This is a genomic window from Bordetella sp. (genome assembly GCF_057362025.1).
In genome coordinates, this window is sequence record NZ_JBMQQZ010000105.1 from 50,262 (window position 1) to 66,911 (window position 16,650).

Below are 16,650 nucleotides of genomic sequence, written 5' to 3' on the forward strand. Positions count from 1 at the left end.
CTTTGCCATGACAGAAATCTGGCTGATCCGCCACGGAGAAACCGACTGGAACCGGGCGCGCCGCCTCCAGGGATGGAAGGACACGCCGCTGAATGCCCATGGCCTGAACCAGGCCCGCCTGCTGGCCGAACGGCTGGCGCAGGACGCGCTCAACGGCCCCTTCGACGCCTTGTACAGCAGCGACCTGCAGCGCACTCTGCAGACGGCCGAGCCGGTCTCGACACGGCTGGATTTGCGGGTGCGGCCGGAACCCGGCCTGCGTGAGCGCTGCTACGGCGTACTGGAAGGCATCACCATGGATCGGCTGGATGTCGACCAGCCCGAGGCGTCCGCCGCCTGGAAAAGCCGCGAACCCGATCGCGCCCTGGATGGCGGCGAAACGCTGCGCCAGTTCCATAACCGCATCGTCGCCACCATCGACGACATCGCCGAACGCCATGGCGAGGAGCGGGTGCTGGTGTTCACCCACGGCGGCGTACTGGACATCGTCTGGCGCCACGCCCACGGCATACCGCTGACGCATGCGCGCGACGCGGCGCTATTGAATGCGGGCGTAAACCGGCTGGCGGTGGACAACAGGCGCTGGCACGTCATGGGCTGGGGCGACGTTACGCATATCGCGGCGCTGGCTGCCGACGACATCGTATAGGCGCCACACGCGGCAGGGCCCACGCCGCCCCGCGGCTTCTCTTATCGCGGCCCGCCTTGCCTGGGCTTGCGCGGCGCGTTGCGCGCCAGGCGATCGTATAGCGCATCGGGCAGCAGCCGCATCAGCTTCGCAGCCACACCCATCTGCCAGGGAATCACTCGATAACTGTGCCCGCGGGCGATGGCCGTGGCGGCATGCGCCGCGAAATCGTCGGCTTCCATCAGAAAGGGCATGCGATAAGGGTTGTGCTCGGTCATCGCCGTGCGGATATACCCCGGCGCGATCGTGACCACACGGATACCGTCTCGCGCCAGCTCGGTGCGCAGGCTTTCGCAATACACAGCCACCGCTGCCTTGGAAGCGCTGTAGGCGCCCGCCCCGGGCAATCCCCGCACGCCCGCCACGCTGCCGATGCCCACCAGCCGCCCTGCCCCTGCCCGGCGCATGCCGGCGATGAAGGGTTCGAAGGTGGCGACCGTCGCCAACAGATTGGTCTGGATGATGGACTGGAAGACGTCGAAATCTTCTTCTTGCTGGGTGAGCGTGCCGGCGCTGATGCCGGCGCTGGCGATCACCACATCCACCGTGCCGCCACAGCGCGAAAGGAAATCGGCCGCCGACGCATGCAGCGCCGCGCGGTCGCGCACATCCACCGCGTACCGGGGATGCTCGCCGGGCAAGGTCGACGCCAGTTCGCGCAGAGCATCCTCGCGCCGCCCAACCAGCCCCACGCGCGCGCCGCGCCCCGCATAATGCCGCGCCAGGGCGCGGCCCAGGCCGCTGCTGGCGCCCGTGATGAAAACGTGGCGCAAGGCCGGCGCGGCAGATGGCATCAGGGCCAGAAGATCCAGGCCATGACAGCCATTACGACCGCCCACTTCATGATGTAGTAGAGCGGCTTGCTTTTCTTCTTGACCCGCTTGCCGAAACGCCGCACCGCGTAGACAGAACCGAAGATGCGGTTGATGCCGCCGGTGCGGTCTCCCTCCTGGTTGGGCGAAGTGGCCGCGCGCAACAGCACGCTGCCAATGAAGTGATTGACCGCCTGTGCCCAGCGGTAGCGCATGGGGCGTTCGATATCCGCGAACAGGATGATACGGTTGATATCGGTCTTGTTCTCGGCGTAGTGAATGAATGTTTCGTCGAACACGACGGCCTCGCCATCGCGCCAGTAGTAGGTCTGGCCATCGACGTCGATATAGCAGTCGGCATCGTTGGGCGTGATCAGACCCATGTGGAATCGCAGCGAACCCGCATAGGGATCGCGATGGCGCGGCAGCCGGCTACCCGGCGGCAGGGCGGTGAACATCGCACCTTTGATGGTCGGAATACCGGCCAGCAGGCTCGTGGTTACCGGGCATAGGGCGCGCGCCGAGGGATGGTCGGTGTCATACCACTTCAGGTAGAACCGCTTCCAGCCGCTCTTGAAGAAGGAATTGAATCCCGCGTCGTTATAGGCATTCGCCACTTTGATATGGCCGGCCGTAAACAGTGCCTCGGCTTCCGCGCGGATGTCCTGCCAGCGCTGCTGCAGGATGTTGAGTTCGGGGAACTCCGCCAACGACAGGAAGGGCTTGTTCGGTACGCGCGAGAACGCGTACATGAAAACGTTGATGGGAGCCGTGAATGTGGAGTGGTCCAGGACCTGGCGGGAGAACCGATGTCGCACCCTGCCGCGATAATGCACCACGATCGCGCAAACGATAAAAAGCGCGAGTATCCACCATTTCATTTCGACCTCCAGCGCCCCGCGCTGCTCTTCCTATCCTCGGTCGTCCGACGGGTCCCTGGTCGGCAAAGCGTTTTGTCGCCAGGGGCCCGACACGGCCATGCGGCGGATCAAGCCGCCGGTTTCAGCGATGCGTGCAATTCCTGCAAAGGATACACCTGCAAGCCATGTCCTTGCCGCAGATACTGCATGCCTTCGACGGCGGCTCGGGCGCCGGCGATCGTGGTGTAGAAAGTCACCCGGGCCGCCAGCGACTGCGTGCGGATCGCGCGCGAGTCGGCTATGGCGTTGCGGCGTTCCTCTACCGTATTGATGACCAGCGAGACTTCACCGTTCTTCAGCATATCGACGATGTGCGGACGCCCTTCCGTCACCTTGTTGACCACCTGCACGGGAATGCCCGCCGCTTCGATCTCGGCCGCGGTGCCGCGCGTGGCCACCAGCTTGAAGCCCAGGGCATGCAGGCCGCGGGCGACTTCGACGGCGCGAGGCTTATCCTGCGGCTTGACGCTGATGAAGGCCGTACCGGTCTCGGGCAGACGCACGCTGGCGGCCAGCTGCGACTTCACGAAGGCCTCGCCGAAGCTGGCGCCCACGCCCATGACTTCGCCCGTCGATTTCATTTCCGGTCCCAGGATGGTGTCCACGCCCGGGAACTTGACGAAGGGGAAGACCGCCTCCTTCACCGAGAAATAACTGGGCACCACTTCGCGCGTGACGCCCTGCGAAGCCAGCGTCTTGCCGGCCATGGCGCGCGCGGCGATCTTGGCCAATTGCAGCCCGGTCGCCTTGGACACGTATGGCACGGTACGGGAAGCGCGGGGATTGACCTCCAGCACGTAGACGTCGCCGTCCTGGATGGCGAACTGCACGTTCATCAGGCCGATGACGTTCAAGGCCTTGGCCATCATGGACGTCTGGCGCTTGATTTCCGCGATGATGTCCTCGGACAGCGAATACGGCGGCAGGCTGCAAGCCGAGTCACCCGAATGGACGCCGGCCTGCTCGATGTGCTCCATGACGCCGCCGATGAAGACGGTTTCGCCGTCGGCCAGGCAATCGACGTCCACTTCCGTCGCGTTGTTCAGGAAGCGATCCAGCAGCACGGGCGAATCGTTGCTGACCTTGACCGCTTCGCGCATGTAGCGCTCCAGGTCCTGCTGCTCGTGCACGATTTCCATGGCGCGGCCGCCCAGCACATAGCTGGGACGGACCACCAGGGGATAGCCGATCTCTGCGGCATGTGCCAGCGCTTCGGCTTCCGTGCGCGCGGTGCGGTTGGGCGGCTGGCGCAAGCCAAGCTTGTTCAGCAGCTTCTGGAAGCGTTCGCGATCTTCGGCGACGTCGATGGACTCAGGACTGGTGCCGATGATGGGCACGCCGTTGGCTTCCAGGGCGCGCGCCAGCTTCAGCGGCGTCTGCCCGCCGTATTGGACGATCATGCCGACGGGATTTTCCTTGTGGACGATCTCCAGCACGTCTTCCAGCGTCAGCGGCTCGAAATACAACCGGTCGGAGGTGTCATAGTCGGTCGACACCGTCTCCGGGTTGCAGTTGACCATGATGGTCTCGTAGCCATCATCGCGCAGCGCCAGCGCCGCATGCACGCAGCAGTAGTCGAATTCGATGCCTTGCCCGATACGGTTGGGGCCGCCGCCCAGCACGATGATCTTCTTGCGATCGGTCGGCGCGGCTTCGCATTCTTCCTCGTAGGTGGAATACATATACGCGGTGCGCGTGGCGAACTCGGCCGCGCAGGTATCGACGCGCTTGTAGACCGGCCGCACGTTCAACTGGTGGCGCAGGCGGCGCACTTCCGATTCGGACGTGTCCAGCAGGAAGGCCAGCCGGCGGTCGGAGAAGCCGCGGCGCTTCAGGTGCCACAGCGTGTCGTAATCCAGCTCGGCCAGAGTCTTTTGTTCCAGCGCCAGCTCGATGTCGACGATTTCCTTGATCTGCGCAAGGAACCAGGGATCGATGTGCGTCAGGTTGTAGACTTCGTCCAGCGTGAAGCCCTGGGCGAAGGCATCGCCCACGTACCAGATGCGTTCCGGTCCGGGTTCGCCCAGTTCGACCTGCAGCTTTTCGCGATCGGTGGTTTTCTGGTTCAGTCCGTCCACGCCCACTTCCAGGCCGCGCAGGGCTTTCTGGAAGGATTCCTGGAACGTCCGGCCGATCGCCATGACTTCGCCCACGGACTTCATCTGGGTGGTCAGGCGCGCGTCGGCGGTGGGGAATTTTTCGAAGGCGAAGCGCGGCACCTTGGTGACCACATAGTCGATGGTCGGCTCGAAGGACGCCGGGGTCGCGCCGCCGGTGATTTCATTGCGCAGTTCATCCAGCGTATAGCCGACCGCCAGGCGCGCCGCCACCTTCGCGATGGGGAAACCGGTGGCCTTGGAAGCCAGGGCCGACGAACGCGAGACGCGCGGATTCATCTCGATGACGATCATGCGGCCATTGGTGGGGTTGACCGCGAACTGCACGTTCGAACCGCCGGTATCGACGCCGATCTCGCGGAGCACCGCGATGGAGGCGTCGCGCATGATCTGGTATTCCTTGTCGGTCAGCGTCTGCGCCGGCGCGACAGTGATGGAATCCCCCGTGTGCACACCCATGGGGTCCAGGTTCTCGATGGAGCAGACGATGATGCAGTTGTCGGCGCTGTCGCGCACGACTTCCATCTCGAATTCCTTCCACCCCAGCAGCGATTCCTCGATCAGCAGCTCGCTCGTGGGCGAGGCTTCCAGGCCGCGCCGGCAGATCGTTTCGAATTCCTCGGCGTTGTAGGCAATACCGCCGCCGGTGCCGCCCAGCGTGAAGCTGGGCCGGATCACCGCGGGAAAGCCCGACGTGCCCAGTTCGGTCGCGATGCGCTTCTGGACTTCCCACGCTTCGTCCATGGTGTGCGCCACGCCGGACTTGGCGGACTCCAGGCCGATATCGGTCATGGCCTGCTTGAACTTCTGGCGGTCCTCGGCCTTTTCAATGGCCTGCTCGTTCGCGCCGATCAGTTCGACCTTGTAGCGTTCCAGCACGCCGTTGTGTGCCAGGTCCAGCGCGCAGTTCAGCGCGGTCTGGCCGCCCATGGTGGGCAGCAGCGCATCGGGCCGTTCACGCTCGATGATCTTTTCCACCGCCTGCCACGTGATGGGCTCGATGTAGGTGACGTCCGCCGTTTCCGGGTCCGTCATGATCGTGGCCGGGTTGCTGTTGACCAGGATGGTGCGGTAGCCCTCGGCCTTGAGCGCCTTGCAGGCCTGGGCGCCCGAATAGTCGAACTCGCAGGCCTGTCCGATGATGATGGGGCCGGCCCCGATGATCAGTATGCTTTTTATGTCTGTACGCTTGGGCATGGTGCAATCTTTACGCGGTCTTGGCTTGGCCGGCCATCTGGCTGATGAACTTGTCGAACAGCACGAGGATGTCGTGCGGCCCCGGGCTGGCTTCGGGGTGACCCTGGAAGCAGAACGCGGGCCGGTCGCTCAGTTCGAAGCCCTGCAACGTACCGTCGAACAACGAAATATGGGTAATCCGGGCATTCTTGGGCAAGGTAGCCGCATCGACCTCGAAGCCGTGGTTCTGGCTGGTGATGAAGACGCGCTTGCTGCCGACGTCCTGCACGGGATGATTGGCGCCGTGATGGCCGGTTTTCATCTTGCGGGTCTTGCCGCCCACGGCCAGGCCCATGATCTGGTGTCCCAGGCAGATGCCGAAGACCGGCAGCTTGCGGTCCAGGAAGGCGCGCGTCGCCTCGATGGCGTAGTCGCAGGGTTCCGGATCGCCAGGGCCGTTGGCCAGGAACAGCCCGTCGGGATTCAGCTTGAGCGCATCCTCGGCCGGAGTTTGGGCGGGCACCAGCGTGATGTGGCAGCCACGGTCGGCCAGCAGCCGCAGGATATTGCTCTTGACCCCGAAGTCGTAGGCGACGACGTGGTACTTGCCGGTCCTGGGGTGGGCATAGCCCTGACCCAGGTGCCACGTACCTTCGTCCCACTCGCCGCGGGTTTCGATGGACACCGTCTTGGCCAGGTCCTGGCCCGACATGCCAGGGAAAGCGCGGGCCAGCGCCACGGCCTGGTCGACGTCGGTGCCGACCAGGATGCAGCCGCCCTGGGCGCCCTTCTCGCGCAGGATGCGCGTCAGCTTGCGGGTATCGATGCCGGCAATGGCCACGATACCCTGCGCATTGAGGTATTCGGGCAACGAACTGGTGGCGCGGAAATTCGACACGCGCGCCGGGCAATCGCGCACGATCAGCCCCGAAGCGAACACCTGGCGCGATTCCACGTCCTCGGCATTGACGCCGGTGTTGCCGATATGCGGATAGGTCAGCGTGACGATCTGGCCGGCATAGCTGGGATCGGTCAGGATTTCCTGGTAGCCGGTCATGGATGTGTTGAACACGACCTCGGCCACGGTATGCCCCGGCGCGCCGATGGAGATGCCTCGGAACACGGTACCGTCCGCAAGAGCCAGAATTGCAGGAGAAGGCCGATGCACGCCATCGGACCTCTCGGAAAAAAGCCCTGGAAAAAGTTGCGGCAGCACGATAAACCCCGGTTTCAGAATCAGTAAACAAACCTTGGGATTATACCGCGAACGGCCTCTTTCCCCCGAAAGCCGCGCCAGCCGGTCCTCTCCGGCCGATCAGCCCACCCGCGCCCCGCCCCCAAAAAGAGGAAGCGCGTAACACTTCGGGATGAAACAACCCACCACACCAGCACGCAAAAAACAGGTGCGGCGAAGCGGGGACGCCGAGGATCCGGCTTCGCCGGTCCTCCAGCGTCGCCCCCTTGAGGGGGAAAGCGCGCAGCGCTTCGGGGGTGGGCTACACCTTTTCGGTTTCGCCGGCGCGCGGCTGCCACTTCATCAGGCGGCGCTCGACCAGCGTCACCAGGCCGTCCAGCACCAGCGCGAACGCCGTCAGCACCACGATGCCGGCGAATACGGTGTTCACGTCCAGCGTGCCCTCCGCCTGCAGGATGAGGTAGCCCACCCCGCTGGCCGAGCCCAGGTACTCGCCGACGACCGCGCCGACGAAGGCCAGGCCCACCGACGTGTGCAGGCTGGAAAACACCCAGCTGGTGGCCGAAGGCAGGTAGACGTAGCGCAGCAGTTGGCGACGGTCGGCGCCCAGCATGCGGGCATTGTCCAGCAGCGTCGTGCTGACTTCGCGCACGCCCTGGTAGACATTGAAGAACACGATGAAGAACACCAGCGTGACCGCCAGCGCCACCTTGGACCAGATGCCCAATCCGAACCACATGCCGAAGATGGGCGCCAGGATGACGCGCGGCATGGAATTCGCCGCGGTGATGTAGGGGTCCAGGATGGCACTGGCCTTGGGCGACAGCCCAAGCCACAGGCCGCAGGCCAGGCCGGACACCGTGCCGATCCCGAAGGCCAGTACGGTCTCGGCCAGGGTGACCCACAGATGCCGGTAGATATCCCCGTCCGTGACGAACCAGGCCCAGATCCGCTGGGCGACTTCCCAGGGCTGGCCGAAGAAAAATGCGATGTTGGGGCTGCGCGAGGCGATATGCCAGCCCAGCAGCAGCACTACCAAGAGCGACACCTGCCAGATGCGCAGGGATTTGGAACCGGTTTTGATCATGATGGACGCGGAAGCGCGAGGCTCCTTCCGTTAAGGCCGTCAGGCCCGTTTCTGCTGGGCGTAGCCCTTGAGCACTTCCTCGCGCAGCACATCCCAGATGGCGGCGTGCAGTTCGACGAAGCGTGGATGCGTGCGGACTTCCGCCACGTCGCGCGGACGCGGCAGGTCGATGACGAATTCTCCGATGGGATGCGTGGCGGGCCCCGCCGACAACACCACCACCCGGTCGCTCATCGCGATCGCCTCGTCCAGGTCATGCGTAATGAAAAGCACGGCCTTGCGCTTGGCCATCCAGAGCTCCAGGACCTCGTTTTCCATCAGCTGCCGCGTCTGGATATCCAGGGCCGAAAACGGCTCGTCCATCAGGATGATGTCGGGATCGCGGATCAGCGTCTGGGCCAGCATCACGCGCTTGCGCATGCCGCCCGACATCTGGTGCGGGTAGCGCTGCTCCGAACCGCCCAGGCCAACGCGGCGCAGCCACTCGCCGCCGCGTTCGGCGGCTTCCTGCGGCGATATGCGGGCGAACTGCAGTCCGGCGGTCACGTTATCCAGCGCATTGCGCCAGGGCATCAGCGCCTCGCCCTGGAACATATAGCCCGCGCGGCGATTGATGCCGGACAGCGGCTCGCCGAACACGCGCACCTGGCCCGACGACGGCGCCAGCAGGCCGGCCCCGACATTGAGCAGCGTGGATTTGCCGCAACCGGTCGGCCCCACCACCGACACGAATTCGCCGGGGGCGATGGACAGGCTCGCCTCCCGGACGGCGGTGTAGCGCGCGCCGCCCTCGCGGGAAACGAATGTGCAGGTGATGTTGTCCAGCGAAAGCGCGGCGTCAGCCATTCGGATACTTCTCGTTAGCGCGCTTGGCGAACTCATTGGTCCACATCTTGGACGGGTCGACCTTCTTCGGATCGAAATCGGGCACGAAGGCCGCCAGCGCCTTGACGGCCGTAGCCGCCCCGTCCTCGGGGAACATGCCATCCGGCGAGAAGCCATCCATGCTGGCGCGCAGCGAGGCCTTGTAGACCTCCGGCTCGCCGAGCAGATAGCTCTTGGGCACCGCGTTCGCGATGGCGTCCAGGTTGTTCTTCTGCGCCTGGATCCACTTGTCGGCACGCACGATGGCATTGGCCAGCGCCTGCACGGTATTCGGATTGGCATCGATGTAGCTTTGCGCGCAGTACAGGCAGCCGGCCGGCATATTGCCGCCGAAGATTTCGCGCGTATCCTTGAGCGTGCGGGTATCGACGATGACTTTCAGGTCGCCCGAGTGCTCCAGGGAAGTGACCACGGGGTCGGTATTCGAAATGGCATCGATCTGGCCCGTCTTCAGCGCGGTGATGGCGCCGGCGCCGGCGCCCACGCCGATGATGGAAACATCGGAGGCCTTCAGGCCATGCTTGGCCAGGAAGAAGTTGACCACCATGTTGGTCGACGAGCCGGGCGCGGTCACGCCGATCTTCTTGCCTTTGAGGTCCGCCGGCGACTTGTAATTCGCCATGGTCTTGGTCGACACGCCGAAGCCGATCATCGGAGCACGGCCCTGCAAGACGAAATCGCGGTAGAACTGCCCTTTGGACTGCAAGTTCAGGGCGTGCTCGAATGCGCCCGAGACAACATCCGCGCTGCCACCCACGACGGCCTGCAGCGCCTTGGCGCCGCCGGCGAAGTCGGCGATGGTGACATCCAGGCCTTCATCCTTGAAATAGCCGCGGACTTCGGCGATGGTCAGGGGCAGGTAGTAGGTCAGCGGCTTGCCGCCGACCGCGATCGCAACCGCTTTCTTTTCCAGCTTCTGCGCCCGCACGATGGCGGGGGCCAGGCTCAGGGTGCCAGCCGCGCCAGCAAGCTTGAGCCATTCACGTCGAGTCACGGACATTTTCTTGTCTCCAGGTGATGAATCCTATGTGCCGATGGCGCCCGAGGCAGCCAGGGCGGCGACAGCCGCAGCATCATACCCCAGCGATTTCAGTACTTCCTCGGTATGTTCCCCTAAGCGCGGGCCCAGCCACCGTGTGGCGCCGGGCGTTTCCGACAGCTTGGGGGTGACGGCCGGCAGCTTGACCGGCGTGCCGTCCGGAAAACGATGCTGTTCGATCATGCCGCGCGCCAGGAACTGCGGGTCGCGGAACATATCGGCCACGCTGTAGATCTTGCCGACCGGCACATCCGCCTGTTGCAGCACGTCCAGCGCCTCGTCGATGGTGCGCGTATCGCACCATGCCTGGATGGCCCCGTCGATGTCGCCCACCCGCCGTGCCCGGCCGTCGTTGCGCGCCAGCGCGGGATCGTGAGCCAGGTCCTCGCGGCCGATGGCCAGCATCAGGCGATGGAAGATCGCATCGCCGTTGCCGGCGATGACGATATTCTGCCCATCGCGCGTGGTGTACGTGTTGGACGGCACGATACCGGGCAAGGCGCCGCCCGTGCGCTCCCGCACCACGCCGGCGACGTCGTACTCCGGCACCAGGCTCTCCATCATGTTGAAAACGGCCTCGTAAAGGGCCACATCCACCATCTGGCCCTGGCCGCCGGCGCTGCCGTTCCAGCGTCCGCCCGTCGCGTCGCGATGGCGCAGGGCCATCATGGCACCGATGACACCGTGCAAGGCGGCGATCGAGTCGCCGATCGATATGCCCACGCGCACCGGCGGGCGATCCGGATGCCCGGACACATAGCGCAGGCCGCCCATGGATTCCCCGATCGCGCCGAAGCCCGGGCGATCCCGCAGCGGTCCGGTCTGTCCATAGCCCGACAGGCGCACCATGATGGTGGCCGGGTTCAGCGCCCGCAACTGCTCATAGCCGAGCCCCCATTTTTCGAGGACGCCGGGGCGGTAGTTTTCGATGATTACGTCCGCGTCCAGCGCCAGCTTCAAGGCAATCTCGCGGGCCGCGGGATCCTTCATGTTCAGCGCCACGGAACGCTTGTTGCGCGCCTGCACCGTCCACCACAGCGAGTTGCCCTCGTGCAGGTGACGCCAGGTACGGATCGGGTCGCCGCCGCCCTTGCCGTCCGGGCCATCGGGGGTTTCGATTTTGATGACATCGGCGCCGAATTCGCCGAACAGGCGCGCGGCGAAGGGCCCCGCTATCAGGGTTCCCAGTTCAAGGACTTTCAATCCGGCCAAGGCCGACATGGCGGCAGTCTCCGTTGTCTTCGCCAGCTGGGGCGCGGGTCGGCCGACCCGGCCTGCTGAGGTTTTTGCTTCTATGCGCTTCGGCTGTCGAGCCGGGCGGCGCGAGGGGCACGGCCGCCTCGAGCGATGCGGTCGCGGCCCGCCGGTCGCGAAATCGACAGACTCACGGCGGTCAGGTGGATTTGCGCTCCATCAAGGCCCACGCGATCGTCCCCGCGTCCACGTACTCGAGCTCGCTGCCGGCGGGCACTCCCCGGGCCAGGCGCGTCACGGACAGGCCGCGTTCGCGCAGAGACTCGCCAAGGAAATGCGCGGTGGTCTCGCCCTCCGCCGTGAAATTGGTCGCCAGGATGACCTCCGTCACGGCGCCATCGGTCGCGCGTGTCAACAGGCGCTCGAAATCCAGTTCACGCGGCCCGATGCCTTCCAGGGGAGCAACCCGGCCCATCAGCACGTAGTACAGGCCGCGATAGCCGTGGCTGGACTCGATCATGTTCAAGTCCGCGGGCGTTTCGACGATGCACAACTGGGAGGGATCGCGCTTGGGATTGCTGCACGTAGCGCAGATATCCTCTTCAGTGAAGTTGTTGCAGCGGGCGCAATGCCGCAGGTTGTGCACCGCCGACGCCAGGGCCTGGCCGAGCAGGTCCGCACCGCGCGGATCGTGCTGCAGCAGGTGATACGCCATGCGCCGGGCCGAACGCACGCCCACGCCGGGCAGGCGCCGCAGCGCCTCGATCAACGCGCGCAGGGGTTCGGGTTCGGGAAGGGAAGGATCCATGGGACATGCGGACGCCGGCCGGCACGCGTGACGCGTGCGCCGCCGGCGCGCCGGCTGTTCAGAACGGGAACTTCATTCCCGGCGGCATGGGCATGCCGGCCGTCACCGAAGACATTTTTTCCTGGGCGGTGGCTTCGGCCTTGCGCAGCGCATCGTTGAAGGCGGCCGCGACCAGGTCTTCCAGCATGTCCTTATCGTCGCCGACCAGCGAAGGATCGATCACGATGCGCTTGACGTCGTTGCGGCACGACATGGTCACCTTGACCAGGCCGCCGCCGGACGTCCCTTCGACCAGGATGTCGGCCAGCGCTTCCTGCGCCTTCTTCATGTTTTCCTGCATCTGCTGGGCCTGACGCATCAGCCCGGCCAATTGTCCTTTCATCATGATGGAAGCATCCTTTTCAGCGGATAAATAAATTGAGGGTGGCGTGGACGCCTAACGAGGCGCCGCCGGTGGATCGACGTGGCGAATGGACCCGGGCACGACCTGGGCGCCGAAATCCGCCAGCAGGGAACGCACGAAGGGGTCGGCCTCGACCGCGGCCTCGGCGGCGCGCTGCCGTTCCGCGCGCTCGTGCTGCGCCACCGCGTGCGCGGTGGCATCGCCGGTGGCGCCCACCAGGACATCCAGCCGCAAACTTTGGCCGAAGTGCTCGCACAACACCGTCTGCAGGCGCACGCGGCTGGCGCTGTCGGCCAGCGTGCGGACGGCGACGCGAAGCATAACGGTATCGCCCTGCACGCCGTGCCACTCGCTCTGCCGGGCCAACTCGGCCGCCAGGCCGGTCACCGGGAGGCGCGCGGCCAGTTCCGGCCAGGTGGCCTCGGACATATCCGTCACGCGCGGCCGCTGGCGAGCCCGGGCGCCGGCAGCGCGCGCGGGGCGCACCGGCGCGGCATCCCGCACCGCGGGCGCACGAGCGCCCGTCGTCGTCGCCAAGGTTTCGAAATCGTCATCGTCGGGGCTTGCAATGAAGCCCCCGTCATCGGGGCCGGAGGGCCCGTAGCCGCCTTCCGCGTCGTCGGGAATGACTTCATCGACCCATGCGGGCGGCGCATCGTCATCGCGCGGCGCGCTGCGAGGCGCCGCGTCGGGACTTGCGGCGTGGCCGGAGGTGGATTCCGGCGCATCGTCCCATGGGGCGATGCCGGCTGCCGGCACGGGCGCGGGGGAGGAGGAAGCGGCGGGCGGTGTCACCGCCAGGGCGGCCGCGCCGGCCGAAGGCGTTGTCGACTCCGGTCGGCTCATCGCCGTTCCGGCCGCGGGCTCGGCGAGCCCGCCAGCAGACGCGGGCTCGGCTGAGACTGTGACGGACGAGGGCACGGACGCTGGCGTCGCCGGCGCGGACGCGGCGGCGGAAGCGGCAGTGTCCGCTGCCGCCGGCACGGAAGAACCGGTGGAAGCGGCGACCGCGGCCCCGGCCGTAGCGGCCGACGCCGAACCGGCATCCGGGTCCGATACGCTGGGCGTCGTCGATCGGTTCGATGGCGTCGCGGCGGCCGCTGCCATCGGTGCGACCGGCTCAGCCGGAGCAATCGATGCCGCCGACGCCGTCGATGCGGCCGCCGTTGCATCCGATGCGGAGCCAGGGTTCGATACGGAGGCACCGTTCGATACGGAGGCACCGTTCGATACGGAGGCACCGTTCGATGTGTCGCCGGCCCTCGGCGCAACGGAAACATGCGAGGCGGCGGATGCGGGCTGCGCAGCGGTCCCGCGCGGCTCGACCGGTGCGGCTGCCGCAACGGGCGCGGCCGCCGCGGCGGATGCCGTAGCGCCTGCCGTGCTCGACGCCGGTGACATGGCCGGCAGGGATTGCGGCCCGGCCTCTCCGCTCAGGGATAGCATGCGCAGGCAGGCCATCACGAAGCCGGCGTATTCGTCCGGCGCAAGTGCCAGTTCACCTCGGCTGTGCACGGCGACCGAATAGAAAAGCTGCACCGCGTCGGGATGCAGGCTGCGCGCGAGGCGAGCAATATCGCCCGCCAGCGGATCGTCCGACGAGATGGCGCCCGCCACGCGCTGCTCGATGGCGACCCGCGACAATAGCCCCGCCAGGTCCGCCAAGGCACCGCCATACGACAGCCCGCGGGTCGCCAGCTCATCCGCCACGGCCAGCACGGCCGGCGCATCGCCAGCGCCGAGCGCGTCCAGCAGGCGCACCAGGTGCCGCTGGTCGATGGTACCCAGCATGCCTCGCACGGCTTCCTCGGTGAGGTTGCCCGCGCTGTACGCAATGGCCTGGTCGGTCAGGGACAACGCATCGCGCATGGAGCCGGAAGCGGCCTGGGCGATCAACCGCAACGCCGGCACTTCGAAGGCCAGTTGTTCGTCGCCCAGCACCTGGCGCAAATGGCCGACGATGGAGTCGGGCGGCATCTGCTTCAGGTTGAACTGCAGGCAACGCGACAGCACCGTGACCGGAATCTTCTGAGGATCGGTGGTCGCAAGGATGAACTTGACGTGCGGCGGCGGCTCTTCCAGCGTCTTCAACATGGCGTTGAAGGCATGGCCGGTGAGCATGTGCACTTCGTCGATCATGTAGACCTTGAAGCGCCCCGCCCCTGGGGCGTATACCGCCTGCTCCAGCAATTGCGTCATTTCATCGACGCCGCGATTGGAGGCCGCATCCAGCTCGAGGTAATCGACGAAGCGGCCGGAATCGATTTCCGTGCATGCCTGGCACACGCCACACGGCTTGGACGTGACGCCCGTTTCGCAATTGAGGGACTTCGCCAGGATGCGCGACAGCGTGGTCTTGCCGACCCCGCGGGTGCCGGTGAACAGCCAGGCATGATGCAGCCGCTGGGTATCCAGCGCGTGCGTCAGGGCACGCACCACATGATCCTGCCCGACCAGGGTATCGAACGAGCGAGGCCGCCACTTACGGGCCAATACGAGATAGGTCATGGGTGGATTGTAGAGCGGGCGGCGCGCAGAACAAGAAAGGACGGAACGATGCCGGGCACCTGATCCGTCCTTTCTGGCGTATGCGGAAGGCGAGCCTTACTCCGGCACTGACCCTAAACGGCTATGGCTGCTTCGTTCCCGACCTGACCAGGTTCACCGCCGGACCATGCGAAGGGGCCCGCCAGTCGAGATTCTAGCAGGTCGCGACACCCATGCGCCGAAGCAGCGCCAGGCAATCGCATCGCATAGGCAAATAAATGAGGGACACAAAAGCCATCCGGCCACCCGTCGCCACGAAGCCCCGAGTCGATCGCAACCCGCATCGGCCGCCCTGACGTCGATAAGGACCGACAAACCCGTGGCCGCTCGACGGGGCGTCGATGGCCAAGCGCAAGCCGCCGAGCCATCGAAGTGATCGAAACGGCCGACACCCGTATCCCCTGACAAATCAATTACCGCACTGCCACGGAACGGCTGAATCATTCGATAAGAAATTCGAACGTGCGACGGAATCCATCCGGCCGCAGGCCCGTTTCATGGCCGAAGAGCCGAAGAATATTCTGCGCCCTTATGCGCAGATTTCGCGTCCGGACGAGACGCCCGGCGACGCCAGGAAATTGCGGGACGAAATGCCGGGTGAATTTTCGACCCGGTGGCAAAAGGCATAACGCCATCCGGGGCTCTGTGCGCCGGCATGGTTATTCCCCCATGCCGGCCTGCATGCGGCGCATACGCGGCGAGACTTCGGCGTCCCATCCGTTTCGCGATTGCCCGATCCCCGCGGCATTCGCAAGGTCCCGGCGGTAATCCCGTCCGCAATGCAACACAAATAGGGACGGGCTGGAACCGCCAGGCCACGCTGTGCACGAACGGCCCGTATTGACCGGCTCCCGGATCAATAGCCACATGGAGATTTCAAATATGACCATCAGCGGAAATTCATTGGTAAATGCCATCGTGTTCAGTCGCGACCCGGCGTATCTGGCACAACGAAACCAGGACGACGCGGAGTTGCAACTTATCCCGAAGGAAGACCGGTCGTTTCTCTATGCCCGTGGGGTATCGGGAAAACCCACCTATGACGCGGACCGCGTCATGTGCGTGGCCGAACGCATTTATGCGGATCCCGCCAACCCTGACAAAAGAATGCAGGTTTCGGATCTGGCGTACTACGGCGGCGAGGTCGCCAAGCACAACGAGTCCGCCATCGCGTCGCTGGGTTTCATACTCCAGCAGCCGTTCCTGGACGAGACGGTGAAGGCAAACATGCAGCAGACGCTGGACAACCTTGTTTCGACGCGCGAAACCGCGAAGGGGCAAATGGCCAATCTGCTGGCCGACGCCAAGCTTCTCCTCATGCAGCGTGGGGTCCATGAAGAAGCGCAGGTCATCGAAACCATGGAAATGATCGACGCAGTCCTGCGCAATATGCAAAACGCCGAAGGGCCGAGCACGTCGGGATACTCAGCTGAATTTCTCGAACTCTACTCCAGCGAGGTCAAACGCAATTGCGAGATCGCGGTGGGCCGGGGAAGAGACCCCTTCCCCATGATGGAACATCTGTCCAAATCCCGCGGTAGCGGCGCGCCGGACGAGCAAAGACTGCAGAAGGCGGTCGAATCGGTACAGCCGCAGGCCCGCGCCATGGCCGACAAACTGAAAGAAATCCTGGCTCCTTTTGCGCAACCGCTACACCAAGATGCCGCCCCCGCGTCCACCCAGGACAAAGCCCAGGGCAAGGTACTGGGCACGTGGCAAATGGCCTAAGGGCTGCGTTAACGGCCTGTTGGCCCCAGGCGGCACAGGCTGCGTCCGGTA

General features: G+C 65.3%; 14 protein-coding genes and 1 other RNA gene. 3 read left to right on the forward strand and 12 right to left on the reverse strand.

Annotated features, from left to right (window positions below):
- Positions 1–7: 7 nt before the first annotated feature.
- The gene (locus tag ACO1P8_RS24215; RefSeq protein ID WP_486298393.1) at positions 8–649 is read left to right on the forward strand and encodes a histidine phosphatase family protein; all 642 of its coding nucleotides are present in this window, start codon (positions 8–10) and stop codon (positions 647–649) included.
- A gap of 41 nt (positions 650–690) precedes the next feature.
- On the opposite strand, the gene ACO1P8_RS24220 is transcribed toward ACO1P8_RS24215, so the two are convergent.
- From ACO1P8_RS24220 to ffs, 12 genes are all read right to left on the reverse strand, one after another.
- A complete protein-coding gene (locus tag ACO1P8_RS24220; RefSeq protein WP_486298413.1) occupies positions 691–1,461 on the reverse strand; it encodes an SDR family oxidoreductase in 771 nt (256 codons plus the stop codon).
- A gap of 20 nt (positions 1,462–1,481) precedes the next feature.
- Positions 1,482–2,381, reverse strand: a complete 900-nt coding sequence (lpxO, locus tag ACO1P8_RS24225) for a lipid A hydroxylase LpxO (protein ID WP_486298394.1) — start codon at positions 2,379–2,381, stop codon at positions 1,482–1,484.
- A 107-nt stretch (positions 2,382–2,488) separates the two neighbouring features.
- Positions 2,489–5,734 (reverse strand): carbamoyl-phosphate synthase large subunit, encoded by a 3,246-nt coding sequence (carB, locus tag ACO1P8_RS24230; protein ID WP_486298395.1) that lies wholly within the window; start codon positions 5,732–5,734, stop codon positions 2,489–2,491.
- Positions 5,735–5,744: 10 nt separating this feature from the next.
- Entirely contained in the window at positions 5,745–6,929 is a 1,185-nt protein-coding gene (gene carA, locus ACO1P8_RS24235; protein ID WP_486298396.1) for a glutamine-hydrolyzing carbamoyl-phosphate synthase small subunit, read from the reverse strand.
- 280 nt (positions 6,930–7,209) lie between these two features.
- Positions 7,210–7,995, reverse strand: a complete 786-nt coding sequence (locus ACO1P8_RS24240; protein WP_094840742.1) for an ABC transporter permease — start codon at positions 7,993–7,995, stop codon at positions 7,210–7,212.
- Between the two features lie 39 nt (positions 7,996–8,034).
- Positions 8,035–8,841: an ABC transporter ATP-binding protein gene (locus tag ACO1P8_RS24245; RefSeq protein ID WP_486298397.1), complete on the reverse strand. Its 807-nt coding sequence runs from the start codon at positions 8,839–8,841 to the stop codon at positions 8,035–8,037.
- Positions 8,834–9,880 (reverse strand): ABC transporter substrate-binding protein, encoded by a 1,047-nt coding sequence (locus ACO1P8_RS24250; RefSeq protein ID WP_486298398.1) that lies wholly within the window; start codon positions 9,878–9,880, stop codon positions 8,834–8,836. The genes ACO1P8_RS24245 and ACO1P8_RS24250 overlap by 8 nt, the downstream gene beginning before the upstream one ends.
- Positions 9,881–9,904: 24 nt before the next feature.
- Positions 9,905–11,140: a CaiB/BaiF CoA transferase family protein gene (locus tag ACO1P8_RS24255; protein WP_486298399.1), complete on the reverse strand. Its 1,236-nt coding sequence runs from the start codon at positions 11,138–11,140 to the stop codon at positions 9,905–9,907.
- Positions 11,141–11,312: 172 nt separating this feature from the next.
- Complete coding sequence (recR, locus tag ACO1P8_RS24260) at positions 11,313–11,921, reverse strand: recombination mediator RecR (RefSeq protein ID WP_486298400.1); 609 nt, start codon at positions 11,919–11,921, stop codon at positions 11,313–11,315.
- Between the two features lie 58 nt (positions 11,922–11,979).
- Entirely contained in the window at positions 11,980–12,306 is a 327-nt protein-coding gene (locus ACO1P8_RS24265) for a YbaB/EbfC family nucleoid-associated protein (protein WP_094840737.1), read from the reverse strand.
- 51 nt (positions 12,307–12,357) lie between these two features.
- Positions 12,358–14,832, reverse strand: a complete 2,475-nt coding sequence (gene dnaX, locus ACO1P8_RS24270) for a DNA polymerase III subunit gamma/tau (RefSeq protein ID WP_486298401.1) — start codon at positions 14,830–14,832, stop codon at positions 12,358–12,360.
- An 85-nt stretch (positions 14,833–14,917) separates the two neighbouring features.
- Positions 14,918–15,015, reverse strand: an RNA gene (gene ffs, locus ACO1P8_RS24275) — signal recognition particle sRNA small type.
- Between the two features lie 197 nt (positions 15,016–15,212).
- On the opposite strand from ffs, the gene ACO1P8_RS24280 reads away from it, so the two are divergent.
- The gene (locus ACO1P8_RS24280) at positions 15,213–15,500 is read left to right on the forward strand and encodes a hypothetical protein (protein ID WP_486298402.1); all 288 of its coding nucleotides are present in this window, start codon (positions 15,213–15,215) and stop codon (positions 15,498–15,500) included.
- Positions 15,501–15,753: 253 nt separating this feature from the next.
- A complete protein-coding gene (locus tag ACO1P8_RS24285; RefSeq protein WP_486298403.1) occupies positions 15,754–16,599 on the forward strand; it encodes a hypothetical protein in 846 nt (281 codons plus the stop codon).
- Positions 16,600–16,650 lie beyond the last annotated feature (51 nt).